We start from the raw sequence: 17,707 nt of genomic DNA on the forward strand, positions 1-17,707 counted from the left end.
TATGTTGAATTGGGGTGTAATAGGATTAGGAAGAATTGCCCAGAGATTCTGTGAGAGTCTCTCTCATTTTGATGAAGCATGCTTTTATGCAGGGGCATCACATAATCCAAAAAAAAGACAACAATTTAAAGAACTCTATCATCCAGAAAAACTCTATGATGATTATATGAAGTTACTAGAAGATGAGAATGTAGACATTGTCTATATCGCATTGCCACATGCCTCTCATTACAAGTATGCATTAGAATCAATGAAACATCATAAAGCTGTTTTAGTAGAAAAACCAGCCACCTTGACAAGCAAAGAAATAAGAACACTCTGTGAATATTCAGAAAAAAATCATGTCTTTTTTATGGAGGCCATGAAATCTAGATTTATTCCAATGATCAATCAAGTACATAAAGAAATAGAAAAAGGTATTATTGGAGATATTGTTTCTATAGAAAACCATTTCCAATCCATTGTACCTTATGATGAACATTCTTATATTTATGATCCAAAACAAGGTGGTGCATTATATGATATAGGTATATATAATATTGCGACTGTCTTAGATTTTGTGAAGAGTTCAGTTGTTTCTATTTCTAATGATGTGAAAGTAGAACATGGTGTAGATGTTCACGATTCGATTACTCTAGAATTTGAAAATGGTGTCAAAGCTTTTATGGAAGCGTCACTTGATGGACCGGTAAGAAAAGATATGATTATTACAGGTACTAAAGGGACTATCACACTAGATCCATTCTATCGTCCTACAAAAGCAGTTATTTCATTTAATGGTGAATCTTTTACAGGAGAAATCCCTTATGATATCGATGATTTCCATACTGAAATAGAAGCCTGTCATGAAGCTATTGCCTATATTAAGGTAGAAAGTGATCGTATGAGTCATCAGGATAGTATTGATTGTATTGAACTTATGGAACGTATTGGAGAAACAATATGCAGGTCATAGGACTCACTGGTGGTATTGCGAGTGGTAAAAGTACTGTCAGTTATTATCTGATCACTCATGGTTATGAAGTCATTGATGCAGATGATATCTCACGTCATGCCTTAGAACCGGCTACAGAGGCTTTTAAACAGGTTATAGAACATTTTCCTGTACTTGATAATGGAATCATCAATAGACAGAAACTTGCAGATATTATCTTTAATAATCAGAATGAAAAGAACTATCTAGAAGGCATCCTACATCCCTATATTAGAAGCGTCATTGTACAAAAAATCAAACAATCTAAAAACAACATTGTTTTTATTGATGTACCATTACTCTTTGAGGCAGGCTGGGATGATTTATGTGATTCTACAATAGTGGTCAGCTGTGACAAAGAAACACAGATTCAAAGAGTCTTATCCCGTGACCATTGTACACGTACGCAGGCATTAGACCGTATTAGAAATCAGATGTCTTTAGAAGACAAAGAACAACGTGCAGACTATATCATTAGAAACAATACAAACTACTATGATTTAGAAAAAGAAATACTCAAAGTCTTAAAGGAGGTGGAATGAGATGTTGTATGCGACAGATGTTTATTTAAGTGAACGTTCATTACCATTAAGTAATAATGATTGTGATATTCTCACTTATTTGTATGCCCCATTACTTAAAACACAGGCTTATAGTCTTTATATGTATTTGAATGTAGAATCTATGCGTATGCGTCATTTCCATCAGCCTTGTGCAATCAGTCGATTAACTATGGCTTTAAATCTAGATTTAGAAGAACTAGATCAGGCAAGAAAGACTCTAGAAGGCTTAAGTTTACTTAAGTCCTACTATAAAGAATCAGAAGGACAGGGTGTCTATGTCTTTCACTTAATCACACCACTTTCTGTCAATGCCTTCTTTAGAAATCAGATACTTGCAGGTTTATTACAGAAGACAATCGGTGTAGAAGAATATACTAAAACAAAGAATTACTTCCGTTCAGGACTAGAAAAGCTCACTGAATATGAAGAAGTCACATCATGCTTTGAAGATGTCTTTACAATTGATTTATCACAAAACAAACCATTGAAACATGAATCGGGATATCAAGAAGAAGAAAGTGAACGTCCAATTATTAATTACGATCTTACTCTCTTCTATGAAACATTGAAGGATTATCAGGTTCCTATGAAAATAGTGAATCGTAATGAAGATACAATTAAGCAGATTGCGACTCTTTATGCGATAGATCAATTATCTCTCGCCTTAATGGTTAAGGATGCGATTGTGGAAGGTAAGTTTAATCGTAAAGCTTTAGTAGAACAGGCTAAACGTTACTATAGTGCTGATTCAGCAAGTTCACTCAAAGAGGTCTATCACACTCAGCCCATCCAGCATGCTTCACCACAAACTGATGATGATAACTTAAACAAGCACTTTAGATATCTAGAGACAATCTCACCTTATCAGCTATTAAAGAATAAGCAGGGAGGAAAAGAGCCAGCCCTTCATGATCTCAATATTGCGGAATCATTGATGGCTATGGGACTTACTCCTGCAGTCACTAATATGTTGATAGAATATGTCTTAGGTAGATGTGATGGACGTTTAGAGAAGAACTATTGTGAAACAATAGGGGCTTCATGGGTGAGAAAAGGATTAAAGACAGCTCGTGATGCCTATCAGGAGGTTCATAATACAAAAACTCAAAAAACAATCAAAAAGACTACAAAGAAAAAAGAAAATAAACCTGTAGAAGTCAGTGCGCAGGATCAAGAAGAATTAAGACGATTAATGGAAGGTCTAGGAGGTGATCTATGATGATAAAAGCAGGACAGATTCTTTCTTTTGATAAAGAATTAGAAAATACAAGAAACCAAAGTTTGCAGGAATTAGTCAAAAGACAGGATATTAGAGAATTTGTAGAAAAGAATCATTTAACTAAAAAGACTCTAGAAGATGCCTGGGTAGATTTACTTGCTTATGTAGATGATCATGAACCTTGTTTACATTGCCATGGTATCAATGAATGTCCTAAGATGAATAAAGGCCAGCAGATCACTTTGAGCTATGAAACTTACGTCCATCGTGATGTCAAAAGCTGTCAATATGGTCTTGAAAAGCATGAAAATGATCAGCTTCTTTCTCGCTTTCATTACAATAACATGTCTACTAGACTTGCACTTATTAGCTTGAAAGATATGGCAGCTGAAGCAATGAATAAAAATGATGCAAGTATGATGATTTTGACTAAAAAGCTGATTGAATATATCAATAAACCACAAACAAAAGGTTTCTTAGTATGTGGCGGATCAAATCGAACAAGAATTATGGCAGGTATGATGAATGCACTGGCTAGACGTAGTTATGAAGTAGGCTTATGTCATGTACCTACACTTATGGCAGACGTCAAAGCAAGCTTTAATTCAAATGAAGATACTTCTTTAGTGGATCTAGTAAAAAACATTCCTTATTTACTCTTAGATAGTGTAGGTGAAGAAAATGTGACTAACTGGTCTAGAGACGAAGTTCTAGCGATGATTTTAGACTATCGTATCTTAAATGAATTACCTACTTTCATGACTTCTGCATATGGTTTTGAAGACCTGGAAACGATTTACATGAATAAATATAATGATAAACGTGAACAGCTTCGTGCAAAGAATATTGTTTCTAAAATGAAAGCGCTATGTTGTGAAATAATTATTGACTAAAAAAATTGATTGGAATAGAATTGGTGATGGTAAGGAACGAACAATTATGCTAGAATGGTTCTTAAATAGAATGCATAAGTTGAGAGGAGAAAAAAATGGTTAAGTGTATTGGTGTTTTAACTTCTGGGGGAGATGCTCCTGGAATGAACGCTGCAATTCGTGCAGTAGCTAGAACTTGTCTTAACAAGGGTATCGAAGTTTATGGCGTTAGACTTGGCTATAAAGGTCTTCATGAAGGTAAGTTCATGAAATTCGATCGTCATAGTACTCGTAATATCATCAATAATGGTGGTACTATTTTAAAATCTGCTCGTTTCCCTGAATTCAAAGATCCTGAAATCAGAAAAGAAGCAATCGAACAGATGAAAAAAGTAGGTATGGAAGCATTAGTAGTCATCGGTGGTGACGGTTCATACAATGGTGCTTTAAAACTTACAGAAATGGGAGTTAATTGTATTGGTCTTCCAGGAACAATTGACAATGATATTCCTGATACTGATTTCACAATTGGATTTGATACTGCATTAAATACAATTGTTGAAGCATTAGACAGATTAAGAGATACTTCTTCTTCACATCAGAGATGTACTATCCTTGAAGTTATGGGTAGAAGATGTGGTGACCTTGCAATTAATGCAGGTATCGCAGCTGGTGCTGAACTAGTAATCACTTCTGATACTGGTTATGATGAAGATAAGATTATCGAAAGATTAAAACAGTCAAAGGCATCTGATAAGGACCATGCAATCGTGGTTATTACTGAACATATCACTGATGTCAATGAACTTGCAAAGAAAGTCGAAGCTGCAACAGGTTTCGAAACTCGTGCGAATGTCTTAGGTCATTTACAGCGTGGTGGTAGACCAACTGCAAGAGACCGTGTCTTAGCAAGCCGTATGGGTGTTAAGGCTGTAGAACTTCTTGAAGAAGGTAAAGGTGGACTTTGCGTAGGTGAAGTACATGGCCAGATTACTGCTTTCCCTATCACAGAAGTATTAAGTCATAAGCATGTAGCTGATGCTGGTATTTACGAAGACGCTAAGAAGTTACGTTAATTTCTCAGTGTGTTTGTTAAATATATATAACGGAGTGTAAATTTATTTGGTTGATTAAGGAGTCTAAAATGGTTAAAGAAAAAATGAAAAAAACAAAAATTGTTTGTACTATTGGTCCTGCTTCACAGGATAAAGAAATGTTAAAGAAGCTTATTAAAGCTGGTATGAACGTAATGCGTTGTAACTTCTCACATGGTGACTATGAAGAACATGCTATGAAGATGGATACTTTAAGAGAAGTAAACAAGGAATTAGGTACTGATGTAGCTATCATGCTTGATACTAAAGGTCCTGAAATCCGTACTGGTGCTTTCGAAGGTGGATTCACTGAATTCAAGAAAGGTCAGGTTTCAGTAATCACTCCAGAAGAAATTGTTGGTTCTTCAGATCGTTTCACAATTTCTTATAAGGAATTATACAAAGATGTTAAGCCTGGTGCTTATATCTTAGTTAACGATGGTCAGGTTGCTTTATTAGTTGACCACGTTGAAGGACAGGATATCTATTGTGTAGCTGCTAACGATGGTAGAGTTAAGAACACTCGTGGTATCAACGTTCCTGGTACTAAGTTACAGTTCGAATTCTTATCAGAAAAAGATAAGAACGACTTAATCTTCGGTTGCAAACAGGATGTAAACTTCATCGCTGCTTCATTCGTAAGAAGAAAACAGGATGTATTAGATATTAAGAAATTAATTGCTGAAAACGGTAAGCCAGATATCAAAGTATTACCAAAAATCGAATGTGTTGAAGGTGTTGAAAACATCGATGAAATCATCGAAGTAGCTGATGGTATCATGGTTGCTCGTGGTGACTTAGGTGTAGAAGTACCTGCTGAAGATGTACCTCTAATCCAGAAGTCAATCATCAAGAAATGTAATGCTGCTGGTAAGATCGTTATTACTGCAACTCAGATGCTTGAATCTATGCAGGAAAACCCAAGACCAACAAGAGCTGAAGTATCTGACGTAGCTAACGCTATCTATGATGGTACTGATGCTATTATGTTATCTGGTGAATCTGCTCAGGGTAAATATCCTGAAGAAGCAGTATTAACTATGAACAAGATTGCTCATAAGATCGAAGGAAACTTAGACTATGCTTCAATCTTAAGAAGAGCTATCAGAACTGCTGATAACTCTAACTCTTCAGAAGCTATCTGTATGTCAGTTGCTGAAATTGCTGCAAACTTCAACGTTTCAGCTATCATCGCATTCACTGAAACAGGTGCTACTGCAAAACGTATGTCACGTTATAGACCACATTGCCCAATCATTGCTCCAACTCCATTTGATGATACAGTTAAGAAATTAGCTCTTAACTGGGGTGTTAAGCCTGTACTTTGCAAATCTATGAAATCAAGAGAAGGTTTAATGGATCTTGCAATGGTTATCGCTAAGGAAAACGGAATTTCAGCTGGTGAACAGGTAATCGTAACTGGTGGTACTCCAGGTGTTTCTGGTTTAACAAGTTACTTAGAAATCGTTACAATCAAATAATTTTTGATAATTAGGAATAGGGTGACCTATTCCTTTTTTCTTTATTGACAATTAACTGAAGTGGTGTACAATAAAGTCACAAGCTACGAAACAGGACATGTCTTTAAGATAAAAGCTTACTAGAGAGGAAGAATAGGTGGAAACTTCCAAGATATTTACTTAAAGGTACTCCCTGTGATGCTGAACTCGAAAGAGATTCCGTAACTCGCGTTAAGAGATGAGAGGTTATGCATTGCATAACGAATAAAGGTGGTAACACGAGACTTCGTCCTTTGATGAGGTCTCTTTTTATTTATAGGAGGAGAATATGAGCGATTTTTTAAATGACAAAGATTTAAATACTTTAAATCATTCATGTGCACACGTATTAGCACAGGCAGTTAAACATCTTTACCCACAGGCTAAGTTCTGGGTAGGCCCAGTAGTAGAAGAAGGATTCTATTATGATATCGATTTAGGTGATCAGACTATTTCTGATGATGACTTACCTAAGATTGAAAAAGAAATGAAGAAAATCTGTAAAGATGGTAAGAGAATCGTGAGACATGAAGTCTCTAAAGAAGAAGCTTTAGAGGAATTCAAGGATGATGAATACAAGCTAGACTTAATCAATGGTTTAGAAGATGGTACAATCACTACTTATTCACAGGGTGATTTCACTGACTTATGTCGTGGTCCACATGTAGAAACAGTTAAATTATGTAAGAACTTCAAGTTAATTAAACATTCAGGTGCTTATTGGAAAGGTGATAAGAACAACAAGGTTCTTCAGAGAATCTATGGTGTATGTTTCCCAACTAAAGAAGAATTAGAAGCACATCTTCAGTTATTAGAAGAAGCAAAGGAAAGAGATCATAGAAAACTTGGTAAAGAATTAGGTATCTTCATGTTTGCGGATATCGTAGGTAAAGGTTTACCAATGTGGTTACCAAATGGTTTCACTGTAAGACGTTTATTATCTGATTACATCATGAACAAAGAATTAGAATTAGGTTATGAACATGTTATGACACCTTCTCTTGGTAACGTTAAGTTATATAAGAAGTCAGGACATTGGGCTCATTATAAAGATGATATGTTCCCAGCGATGGAATTAGATGATGAAGCATATGTATTAAGACCTATGAACTGTCCACACCATATGGTTATGTATAAATCCACATTACATTCATATCGTGATCTTCCAGTTAGAATTGCGGAAATTGCGAACGATTTCCGTTTTGAAGCAAGTGGTGCTTTAACTGGTATTGAACGTGCAAGAGCCTTCACACAGAACGATTCACATATCTTCTGTCGTCCAGATCAGATTGCTCAGGAATTCAAGAATGTAGCACATTTAATCTTAGATGTATATAAGGACTTTGGTTTCAAAGATTACTCATTCCGTTTATCATTAAGAGATAAGAACAACAAAGAAAAGTATTTCGGTAATGATGAATTATGGGAAAAAAGTGAAAATGAATTACGTGAAGTATTAAAAGAAATGGATGTAGAATTCTATGAAGCAGAAGGCGAAGCAGCATTCTATGGTCCTAAACTTGACGTACAGGTAAAGAGTGCATTAGGACATGATGTTACTTTATCTACAATCCAGTTAGACTACCAGTTACCAGAGAGATTCGAATTAACTTATGTTGATGAAAATGGTGATAAGGTAAGACCAGTTGTTATTCATAGAGCAATCTTAGGTTCATTAGACCGTTTCGTTGCCTTCTTATTAGAAGAAACAAAAGGTAACCTTCCTCTATGGTTAGCACCTACTCAGGTTCAAGTTATTCCAGTTAAACTTGAATACCATGATGAATACGCAAAAGAAGTTGTGGCTAAGTTAAGAAAAGCACACTTCAGAGTAAATAACGATAATAGAGATGAAAAACTTGGTTATCGTATCAGAGAAGCACAGTTAAAGAAGATTCCTTATCAGTTAGTACTTGGTGATAACGAAAGAGATAATGGTACTGTGACTTATCGTAAACATGGTGAAAAGAAACAGACTACAGTGACTTTTGAAGAATTCGTAGAATTATTAAATACAGAAGTAGAAAACAAAACTTTAAGCCACTAATACATTTGACTCCCTTAATGGGAGTCTTTTTTTGTGAAAAGACAAAAATCAGTATGTTTTGTTTGCTTTTAAAGTGTTTTACCCCCTATAATAGATTAAACAATAAAGGAGTGTTTTCGATGAAACGTAGAATAGAAGAAGTAAAGAAAATTGTCATTAAGGTAGGCTCAAGCTCACTTTGTGACAAAGATGGAAAAATCAATAAAGAAAAAATATTGATGTTAACATGGCAGATTGCCAAACTAAAAAGAGAAGGCTATATTGTTGTTCTTGTCTCTTCAGGAGCTATTGCAGCGGGTATGGGCGCATTAGGACTAGACAGTAAACCGAAAACACTACCGGAAAAACAGGCTTTAGCTGCGATTGGGCAGGCAAGACTCATGGAAATCTATGAAGAAATATTCCAGGTCTTTAATATGAAATGTTCTCAGATCTTATTAAACCATGATGACTTTGATGATCGTCATCGTTTAATGAACTTAAACCATACAATCAATGCACTACTCAATTATGGTGTGGTTCCTATTATTAATGAAAATGATGCTTTGGCAGTAGATGAAATCAAGGTAGGAGACAATGATACATTGGCTTCACTTATCGTTCCTCTAGTAGAAGCACAACTATTAATTCTCGTGAGTGATATTGATGGTCTTTATACAGGCAATCCTCATACTGATCCTGATGCTGTGCTTATCCACTATGTAGATAAGATTGATGATACAATTTTGAGCTATGCAGGAGATGCAGTCAGTGGTCTAGGTACAGGTGGTATGGCGACTAAACTAAAAGCGGCTCAAATGGTCAATGCATTAGGCAGTCATATGTGTATTGTGAATGGACAGAAAGAAAACAGTATATTAAATGCCCTAGATAATGAAGGAACTTGGTTCAATGGGGCTTCAGGCACAAATATGAATGCTAGAAGACATTGGATTGCCTATCGTACTAAACCAAGAGGAACAATTATAGTTGATGCAGGATGTAGAAAAGCGATTGTTGGCAAGCATGTCAGTCTTTTACCTACAGGTATTAAAGATGTAGAAGGTAGATTCTTAGAAGGACAGGTTGTTGATATCAAGGATGAAGAGTTAAATACAATTGCGAAGGGTGTTGTCAATTATGCCAGTGATGAAATCAGACTGATCAAGGGACACCAGTCTTCTGAAATAGATGACATATTACATCGTCATGACTATGATGAAGTAGTACATGCGAATAACATGGTTGTATTGGAGGAAAGATAATGAATACATTATTAGAAACACAATTAAAGAGTGCAAAAAAAGCAGCACGTCTTTTAAAGAATATGCCTACTTGCACAAAGAATCAGGCATTAGATAAAATTGCCGACGCATTAATTGCACATAGTGAAGAAATATTAGAAGCCAACAAAAAAGATATGGCACATGCCAAGGAAGTCAATATGACTAAGGCTATGCAGGATAGACTCTTATTTACTCATGAACGTATTGTAGGAGTAAGTGATGGAGTCAAGAAAGTGGCCACATTACCTGATCCTGTTGGTGAAGTGATGGAATCCTGGACAAGACCAAATGGTCTAGAAATTTCTAAAGTGAGAGTGCCTATTGGTGTCTTTGGAATTATCTATGAAGCCCGTCCTAATGTGACTGTAGATATTGCTTCTCTTTGCTTAAAATCAGGCAATGCCTGTGTTTTAAGAGGTGGTAAAGAAGCCATTCATACAAATAAGAAATTAGTAGAAATCATGAAGTGTGCCACTAAAGATATCTTACCAGAAGGTGCGATTGAACTGATCACAGAACTAGATCATGCCATTGTAGGAGAACTCATCCATGCCAATGAATATGTGGATGTTATTGTACCTAGAGGCGGTGCAGGACTCATTCAGTTTGTTGTTAAGAATTCAACAGTACCTGTTATTGAAACAGGCGCTGGTATCTGCCATCTTTATGTTGATAAGGATGCAGACCTTAATAAAGCATTAACTATTGCAGTCAATGCGAAGATTCAAAGACCTTCAGTATGTAATGCGATAGAAACAATACTTGTACATAAGGATGTTGCAGACAAGTTCTTACCAGAACTTAAAAAAGCCTTTGAAAAAGTAGAAATCAAAGGGGATGATGCAACATGTCAGATCATTCACTGTGAACATGTCACAGATGACAGTTATGCAACAGAATATGATGATTATATTGTGAATATTAGAGTTGTTGACTCAGTAGAAGAAGCAATCAATCATATTTATACATATTCTACAAAACATTCAGAATCCATTATTACTGAAAATGATGAAACAGCTGTATTATTCATGAACAGCTTAGATAGTGCCTGTGTGTATCATAATGCCTCTACAAGATTCTCAGATGGTGGAGAATTCGGTTTTGGCGCAGAACTTGGTATCAGTACACAGAAACTTCATGCCAGAGGTCCACTTGGTTTAAAAGAAATGTGTTCTTACCAATATAAAATTGAAGGAAATGGCCAGATTAGAGAGTAGTAAAAATACTACTCTTTTTTTATTGACAATAATTAGCACCCTAACTATAATATTTAGCATACTAACTAATAGCAAGGAGGTGTACTATGGATATGCAAGAGAATGTCAAGGTGATGATGGATAAGGTCGCAGTACTTAAAAAAGTAGTAGGAAAGTATATGATGCGCAACTTTAAGGATATGCCTTTAACAGGCGATCAATCACGCTTATTATTTGTGATTAAAGAACATGGTCATTCTCAAAAAGAAGTGGCACAATGTCTTCATATTTCTGATGCAACACTTTCAGTAAGAATCAAGCGTCTAGAAGAAGCAGGCTATATTATTCGTGAACAGAATCCTCAAGATAAACGTCATTCTACAGTGCGTTTAAGTAAATTGGGCGAAGAATATTTAGAAATCTGTAAGGATAAGATGAGGCATATGGAAGAAGTATGCAGCAGAGGACTTACAAAAGAAGATCATGATGCCGTATTACATATGATTGATATGATTATTAAGAATATGGAAGATGAATTAAAGGAGGGAAATATAAGTAACTAAATATAACGACCATTGTGATTAAATGTGTTCAAATCTACTCAAAGGAAAGCTTTAATATGAACACATCAAATATCACAAATTATAAACCAAAGGATTTTGCTGAACTTTTAAGCGTATCTGTTAAGATATTATAACGTTGAGCTAGAGAAGGAAATTTAAAGGCAAACCGACCCCAAACTAAAGGCATTATTATACTTACAATCAGCATTTACTAAATCAAGTTGCATTTTTAAGATAGTTTGTAATGCAAAAGAATTATTTGAATACCCACAAGCCACAGGTAAGTGAAAGTTAAATTTTATTAACGCCTATAAATCGGCGTTCATGAAGTCAAACTTGGTGCATGGATTTTCCATTTGTACTATAATTAGATTAGAAATCAGATGAAGACCTCGTGCAGGATATTGTTTCAATACTTCATGTGTTCTCCTGCAGGCTGTATGGGTTTAGTAAGTATAAAAAAACAGATAGAAAGGGATGAGGAAATTGCTGAAAAGCTTCAAGACGGAAATAAATCCGACAGATGAGCAGAAAGTCAGGATTCGTAAAACAATAGGTACTTGCAGATTTATCTATAACTTCTATCTTGCTCATAATAAGGAACTTTATGAAAGTGGCAAAAAGTTTATGAGCAGCAGCCAGTTTAGAGTATGGCTCAACAATGAGTATCTTCCGAGCCATCCAGAATATTCCTGGATCAAGGAAGCTTATTCAAAATCAGTAACACAGGCAGTAAATAACGGACAGACCGCATTTAAAAGATTCTTTAATCACAAGAGCGCCTTTCCAAAATTTAAGAAGAAAGGCAGATCTGATGTGAAAATGTATTTTGTAAGGAATAATCCAAAAGATTGTCATTGCGAAAGACACAGAATCAAGATTCCATCACTTGGCTGGGTCCGCATCAAAGAGAAAGGATATATTCCAACTACAAAAGATGGATACGTAATTAAGAGCGGTCATGTCTCAATAAAAGGTGACAGATACTATGTTTCAGTTCTTATAGAAATCCCAGATAGAAAGACAGTCAATAATTCCAGTGAAGGAATTGGTATTGACCTTGGACTAAAGGATTTTGCGATTGTCTCTAATGGCAAGACTTATAAGAACATCAATAAATCTGCAAAATTAAAGAAGCTTGAAAAGAAGCTTATTCGAGAACAGAGAAGTCTTTCTCGAAAGTATGAAAATATAAAGAAAGGAGAGCCCACTCAAAAGAAAAATATACAGAAACAAAGGCTCAAGATACAGAAGCTTCATCATAGAATTGACAATATTCGTACTGATTACATCAATAAGACAATCGCAGAGATAGTGAAAACCAAGCCATCTCATATAACGATTGAAGATTTAAACGTATCAGGAATGATGAAGAACAGACATCTTTCAAAGGCAGTTGCTTCGCAGAAGTTTTATGAATTTAAAACAAAGCTTCTAGCTAAATGCAAGGAGAATGGAATTGAACTTCGAATAGTAGATAGATGGTTCCCATCATCTAAGACGTGTCATTGCTGTAAAAGTATCAAGAAAGATTTAAAGCTTTCAGATAGAATTTTCAGATGTGACTGTGGCTATATCGAAGACAGAGATTTCAATGCTGCACTTAATCTGAGAGATGCTACGACTTACGAAGTTGCATAAATGAACGCAAACGTAAGTATGTACCGAAGGCTATTTCGGGAATTTAAGACTATGGAGTGTACTTGAACTTGTGAGTAGATATGATTTCGGTCAATCCAAAGCATGCACGGTGACATAGTAAGTAATGTTCGTGAGAACTTACATTATCTCGATGTGAGTATATTTAATCACATTTTGAGTGGCAGGAAGACGATGCTTAAGCTAAAGAAATATTTTAAAAAATATTGGCTATTATTTGTATTAGCCATCGTTTGTATATTTGGACAGGCCTATACTGAATTAACACTTCCTGATTATATGTCTGATATCGTATCTAGCGGTATTCAGGCAGGAGGGTTTGATTCAGCTGTGTCTCCTGTATTAAGCGAAGAGACATATAATCATTTATTATTATTTGTATCTTCAAAAGATCAAAAAGTATTAGAAAATGCGTATAAGAAGACTCTCGCAAAAGATGTGGACAAGTCTTATTATAAGACATTCAAGAAAGCAAAAAATCAGACTTTATATATCTTAAAGAAAGATGTAGATGAAGAAAAACTCAATAAAGTATTAACTAAGCCAATGTTGATTGTTTATTCTATGAATAAAATGAAACCTGGTACAAAGCAGTATAAGTCATTTGAAACAAAGATTGATTCAGCTATTAATTCTGCTAAGGAAGGGTATCAAAAAGGCTTAGATGGCTATAATAAAGGTTTAGAACAGTATAATGCTGGTATGGCTAAGTACAATCAGGGTGTGAAGCAGTATGAACAGATGCAGACTGCTATTAAGCAATATGATAGTGCATTAAATGCACTAAACACTCAATTTGGTTCATATGAAAAGGCCAAAGAAATGCAGAACACTTTAACTGCACAATATAATGCATTACCTGAGGGTGACGCAAAAACAAAGCTTCAGGCTCAATTAGCTGGTATTTCTCAGGCAGTTGCTGGTTATGAAAAACTCAATGCTTCAGCAGGTCAGATGGCACAAATGAAGAGCCAGTCTTCAACAATCAAGAAACAGCTTGATCAGGCTAAAGAAAAAGTCGTTTCTGCAAAACCTCAATTAGATGAATCTAAGAAGAAACTAGATGACGCAAAAGCACAGATTAATGCCATGGAAACACATTTAAACAATGGAGATATTTATTATTTCATTGGTTCAATGGGTGAAGATGAACGTAATAAGATGTTTGAAAGCGTCGATAAGCAGATGAAGACTATGGGTGAATCTACAATGAAGATTGCAGCTGGTGAAGGTGTTAAAGCGGAATATAAGAAGCTTGGTGCTGATATCAATAAAGTACAAAACCAGTATATTGCTCATAAAGGTATTCAGATGTTAGCTATTGCCTTACTTGGTGCTGTGGCTTCTATCTGTGTTGCATTCTTAGCATCAAAACTTGGTGCATCAGTGGCAAGAGACTTACGTTTAGCTGTATTTAAGAAGGTTGAAAGCTTCTCTAATACTGAATTCAATAAGTTCTCTACAGCCTCTTTAATTACTCGTAGTACAAACGATATCGTTCAGATCCAGATGGTTCTTGTGATAATCGTAAGAATGTGTATGCTTGCGCCGATTAATGGTATTGGTGGTATTATGAAAGCTGTCAAGAACTCACCATCCATGACATGGATGATCTTCCTAGTTGTCATTATTATATTTGGAGTACTTGGTGTGACTTTCTCTATCGCAATGCCTAAATTCAAGATTATCCAACAATTAATTGATAAATTAAACTTAGCTATGAGAGAAAACTTATCAGGTATTCTTGTTATTCGTGCGTTTGGAAATGAAGAAGAATCTGAAAAACGTTTTGATCAGGCAAACAAGGATTTAACAGGGACAAATTTATTTGTTAATAGAGTGATGGTCTCATTAATGCCTATCATGATGTTTATTATGCAGGGTATGACTTTACTTATTATCTACTTTGGCGCAAAGCAAGTTGATTTAGGTAATATTGCGATTGGTGAAATGATGGCCTTCTTACAGTATGCCATGATTATCGTTATGAGTTTCTTAATGGTCGCAATGATTGCAGTTATGTTACCTCGTGCAAGTGTAGCCGCAAACCGTGTAGCTGAAGTATTAAATACTGAACCTACAATTGAAAACCCAGAACAGATCACTTCTTTTGATGAAGAGAAGAAAGGTTTAATAGAATTCAAACATGTATCATTTAAGTATCCTGGTGCTGATGAACCAGTCTTAACTGATATTGACTTTACAGCCCGTCCTGGTGAAACAACAGCCTTTATTGGTTCAACAGGTTCAGGTAAATCAACGCTTATTAACCTTATTCCTCGTTTTTACGATGTCACTGAAGGTGAAGTGATGGTAGATGGTGTGGATGTAAGACATGTTTCTATGCATGATTTAAGAGACCGTATTGGTGTAGTACCTCAGAAGGGATTATTATTCTCAGGTACAATTGAATCAAATATTAAATATGGTGCCCCTGATTTATCTGATGAAGAATTGGCTGAAGTGATTGATGTTGCGCAGGCAAAAGAATTCATTGAAACAAAACCATTAGGTGTTAAAGAGCCTATTTCTCAGGGTGGTACAAACGTATCAGGTGGACAGAAACAGCGTCTCGCAATTGCAAGAGCACTTGCGAAAAATCCTGAAATTCTTATCTTTGATGACAGCTTCTCAGCACTTGACTTCAAGACTGATGCAACACTTAGAAAACGTTTAGGAGAAATGACTGCCAAGACTCATAACACTGTCTTAATCGTTGGACAGCGTATTGCATCTATCATGCATGCTGATCAGATCATCGTACTTGATGAAGGTAAGATTGTAGGAAAAGGCACACATGAACAATTAATGAAAACATGTTCTGTTTATCAGGAAATCGCCTTATCTCAGTTATCAAAGGAGGAATTGGACAATGAATAAAAATCGTCGCGCTCCAATGGGTATGGGCAGAGGCCGTGGTAATAATGAAAAAGCTAAGGATTTAGGTGGTACATTAAAGAAGTTACTCGCATACTTAAAACCATATCATTTTAAAATTTGTATGGTTATGGTATTCGCGGTATGTTCTACTGTTTTTAATATTATAGGTCCTAAGGTTCTTGCAAAAGCAACAGATAAATTATCAGAAGGTATCATGGCGAAAGTAGCCAATACTGGTGGTATTGATTTTAATTATATCGTCAAGATCTTATTGATTCTTGTCGTATTATATGCAGCTAGTTCTCTATTTAGTTATATTATGAGCTGGATTATCTCTGGTGTATCACAGGATGCAGCCTTCTCACTTAGAAAAGATATTTCTGAAAAGATGAACCGTTTACCACTTTCTTATTTTGATAAGCATACAAGTGGTGATATTCTTTCTCGTGTCACTAATGATATTGATACAATCGCTCAGTCACTTAACCAGTCTTTGTCTACACTTATTTCTAATGTAGTTACTCTTGTAGGTATCTTTATTATGATGCTTACAATCAGCTGGCAGATGACTTTAATTGCAGTTATTGTATTACCTGTATCAATGACCTTGATGCGTTTAGTCATGAAGCATTCACAGAAATACTTCACTCAGCAGCAGAACTCACTTGGTGATGTCAATGGTCATATTGAAGAAATGTATGGTGGACATCAGGTAGTCAAAGCGTTCAATGGTGAAGAAAAATCTGTAGAACAGTTTGAAGAATACAATGAATCACTTTATACATCTGCATGGAAATCACAATTCTTTGGATCACTCATGATGCCAATTAGTAACTTTATCGGTAATATCGGTTATGTAGGTGTTTGTATTATCGGTGGTATTCTAGCAGGTTCTAAAACAATCACTATTGGTGATATCCAGGCATTTATCCAGTATGTTAGACAGTTCAACCAGCCAATCTCACAGATTGCTCAGGCGGCTAACTTATTACAAAGTACGGGTGCAGCTGCAGAACGTGTCTTTGAATTCTTAGAGGAAGAAGAACTTACAGAAGACTCAGCCACTCTTACAACTGAAGAAGTACAGAATATGAAGGGTGCTGTCACTTTTGCGGATGTTCACTTTGGTTATAATCCAGATAAGATCATCATCAATGACTTTTCACTCCATGTTCATGCAGGTCAGAAGGTAGCCATTGTTGGTCCGACTGGTGCAGGTAAAACAACTATTATTAAATTGTTGATGCGTTTCTATGAACTCAATGGTGGTTCTATCATGATTGATGGTGAAGATATCAAGCAAATGAAACGTAGTGATCTTCGTTCATTATTTGGCATGGTATTACAGGATACATGGTTATTTAATGGTACTATCATGGATAACTTGAAATATGGTCGATTAGATGCCACTGATGAAGAAGTAAAAAAAGCATGCGTGAATGCGCATGTAGATCACTTTATTCATACATTATCTGATGGCTATAACACTATGATCAATGAAGAATCTTCTAATATCAGTGCAGGTCAGAAGCAGTTATTGACTATTGCCCGTGCTTTCTTGAAGGATCCTAAGATTTTGATTCTTGATGAAGCTACATCTTCAGTTGATACAAGAACAGAAGTATTAATTCAGCAGGGAATGGATGAGTTAATGAAGAATAGAACATCATTTGTTATTGCGCATCGTCTTTCTACTATTAGAGATGCAGATACAATCATTGTTATGCGTGATGGTGATATTGTAGAAATCGGTAATCATGAAGGATTACTTAAAGAAAATGGTTTCTATGCAACACTTTATCGTTCACAATTTGAAAATGGACAGTAAAAAGCTTGATAGTCACTTGACTATCAAGTCTTTTTTGTATAAGATACAA

13 protein-coding genes and 1 pseudogene are annotated in these 17,707 nt (G+C 35.6%); all 14 read left to right on the forward strand.

All coding sequences use genetic code 11. The features are described from left to right. Position 1 precedes the first annotated feature (1 nt). The 14 genes and pseudogenes from EAI80_RS01645 (at position 2) to EAI80_RS01715 (ending at position 17,658) form a co-directional block, all read left to right on the forward strand. Positions 2-955 carry a Gfo/Idh/MocA family oxidoreductase gene (locus EAI80_RS01645; RefSeq protein ID WP_129980706.1) on the forward strand — a complete coding sequence of 318 codons (954 nt, stop codon included), beginning with the start codon at positions 2-4 and terminating at the stop codon, positions 953-955. Beyond that, positions 943-1,515 carry a dephospho-CoA kinase gene (gene coaE, locus EAI80_RS01650; protein WP_129980707.1) on the forward strand — a complete coding sequence of 191 codons (573 nt, stop codon included), beginning with the start codon at positions 943-945 and terminating at the stop codon, positions 1,513-1,515. Before EAI80_RS01645 ends, coaE begins: the two co-directional genes overlap by 13 nt. Position 1,516: 1 nt before the next feature. Further along, on the forward strand, positions 1,517-2,755 hold the full coding sequence (locus EAI80_RS01655) for a DnaD domain protein (RefSeq protein WP_129980708.1): 1,239 nt from the start codon (positions 1,517-1,519) through the stop codon (positions 2,753-2,755). Then, positions 2,752-3,648, forward strand: coding sequence for a hypothetical protein (locus EAI80_RS01660; RefSeq protein WP_129980709.1), 897 nt, complete (start codon positions 2,752-2,754; stop codon positions 3,646-3,648). Before EAI80_RS01655 ends, EAI80_RS01660 begins: the two co-directional genes overlap by 4 nt. Before the next feature lie 95 nt (positions 3,649-3,743). Beyond that, on the forward strand, positions 3,744-4,703 hold the full coding sequence (pfkA, locus tag EAI80_RS01665; protein WP_006504907.1) for a 6-phosphofructokinase: 960 nt from the start codon (positions 3,744-3,746) through the stop codon (positions 4,701-4,703). A 68-nt stretch (positions 4,704-4,771) separates the two neighbouring features. Then, positions 4,772-6,202, forward strand: a complete 1,431-nt coding sequence (gene pyk, locus EAI80_RS01670; RefSeq protein ID WP_129980710.1) for a pyruvate kinase — start codon at positions 4,772-4,774, stop codon at positions 6,200-6,202. A 307-nt stretch (positions 6,203-6,509) separates the two neighbouring features. Next, a complete protein-coding gene (thrS, locus tag EAI80_RS01675) occupies positions 6,510-8,267 on the forward strand; it encodes a threonine--tRNA ligase (protein WP_129980711.1) in 1,758 nt (585 codons plus the stop codon). A gap of 119 nt (positions 8,268-8,386) precedes the next feature. Continuing rightward, positions 8,387-9,511, forward strand: a complete 1,125-nt coding sequence (gene proB, locus EAI80_RS01680) for a glutamate 5-kinase (RefSeq protein WP_129980712.1) — start codon at positions 8,387-8,389, stop codon at positions 9,509-9,511. Next, positions 9,511-10,749, forward strand: a complete 1,239-nt coding sequence (locus EAI80_RS01685) for a glutamate-5-semialdehyde dehydrogenase (RefSeq protein WP_129980713.1) — start codon at positions 9,511-9,513, stop codon at positions 10,747-10,749. Before proB ends, EAI80_RS01685 begins: the two co-directional genes overlap by 1 nt. Before the next feature lie 86 nt (positions 10,750-10,835). Further along, positions 10,836-11,291 (forward strand): MarR family transcriptional regulator, encoded by a 456-nt coding sequence (locus tag EAI80_RS01690; protein WP_129980714.1) that lies wholly within the window; start codon positions 10,836-10,838, stop codon positions 11,289-11,291. Positions 11,292-11,362: 71 nt separating this feature from the next. Then, positions 11,363-11,469 (forward strand): annotated as a pseudogene (locus EAI80_RS13720) (IS607 family transposase); the annotation flags it as partial. Positions 11,470-11,768: 299 nt separating this feature from the next. Beyond that, entirely contained in the window at positions 11,769-12,932 is a 1,164-nt protein-coding gene (locus EAI80_RS01705) for an RNA-guided endonuclease TnpB family protein (RefSeq protein WP_129980715.1), read from the forward strand. A 192-nt stretch (positions 12,933-13,124) separates the two neighbouring features. Then, positions 13,125-15,830 (forward strand): ATP-binding cassette domain-containing protein, encoded by a 2,706-nt coding sequence (locus tag EAI80_RS01710; protein WP_238634348.1) that lies wholly within the window; start codon positions 13,125-13,127, stop codon positions 15,828-15,830. Beyond that, positions 15,823-17,658 (forward strand): ABC transporter ATP-binding protein, encoded by a 1,836-nt coding sequence (locus EAI80_RS01715; protein WP_129980716.1) that lies wholly within the window; start codon positions 15,823-15,825, stop codon positions 17,656-17,658. The genes EAI80_RS01710 and EAI80_RS01715 overlap by 8 nt, the downstream gene beginning before the upstream one ends. The last annotated feature ends 49 nt before the right edge of the window (positions 17,659-17,707 follow it).

The sequence above is a fragment of the Catenibacterium sp. co_0103 genome (genome assembly GCF_004168205.1).
GTDB classification, from domain to species: Bacteria; Bacillota_I; Bacilli_A; order Erysipelotrichales; family Coprobacillaceae; genus Catenibacterium; species Catenibacterium mitsuoka_A.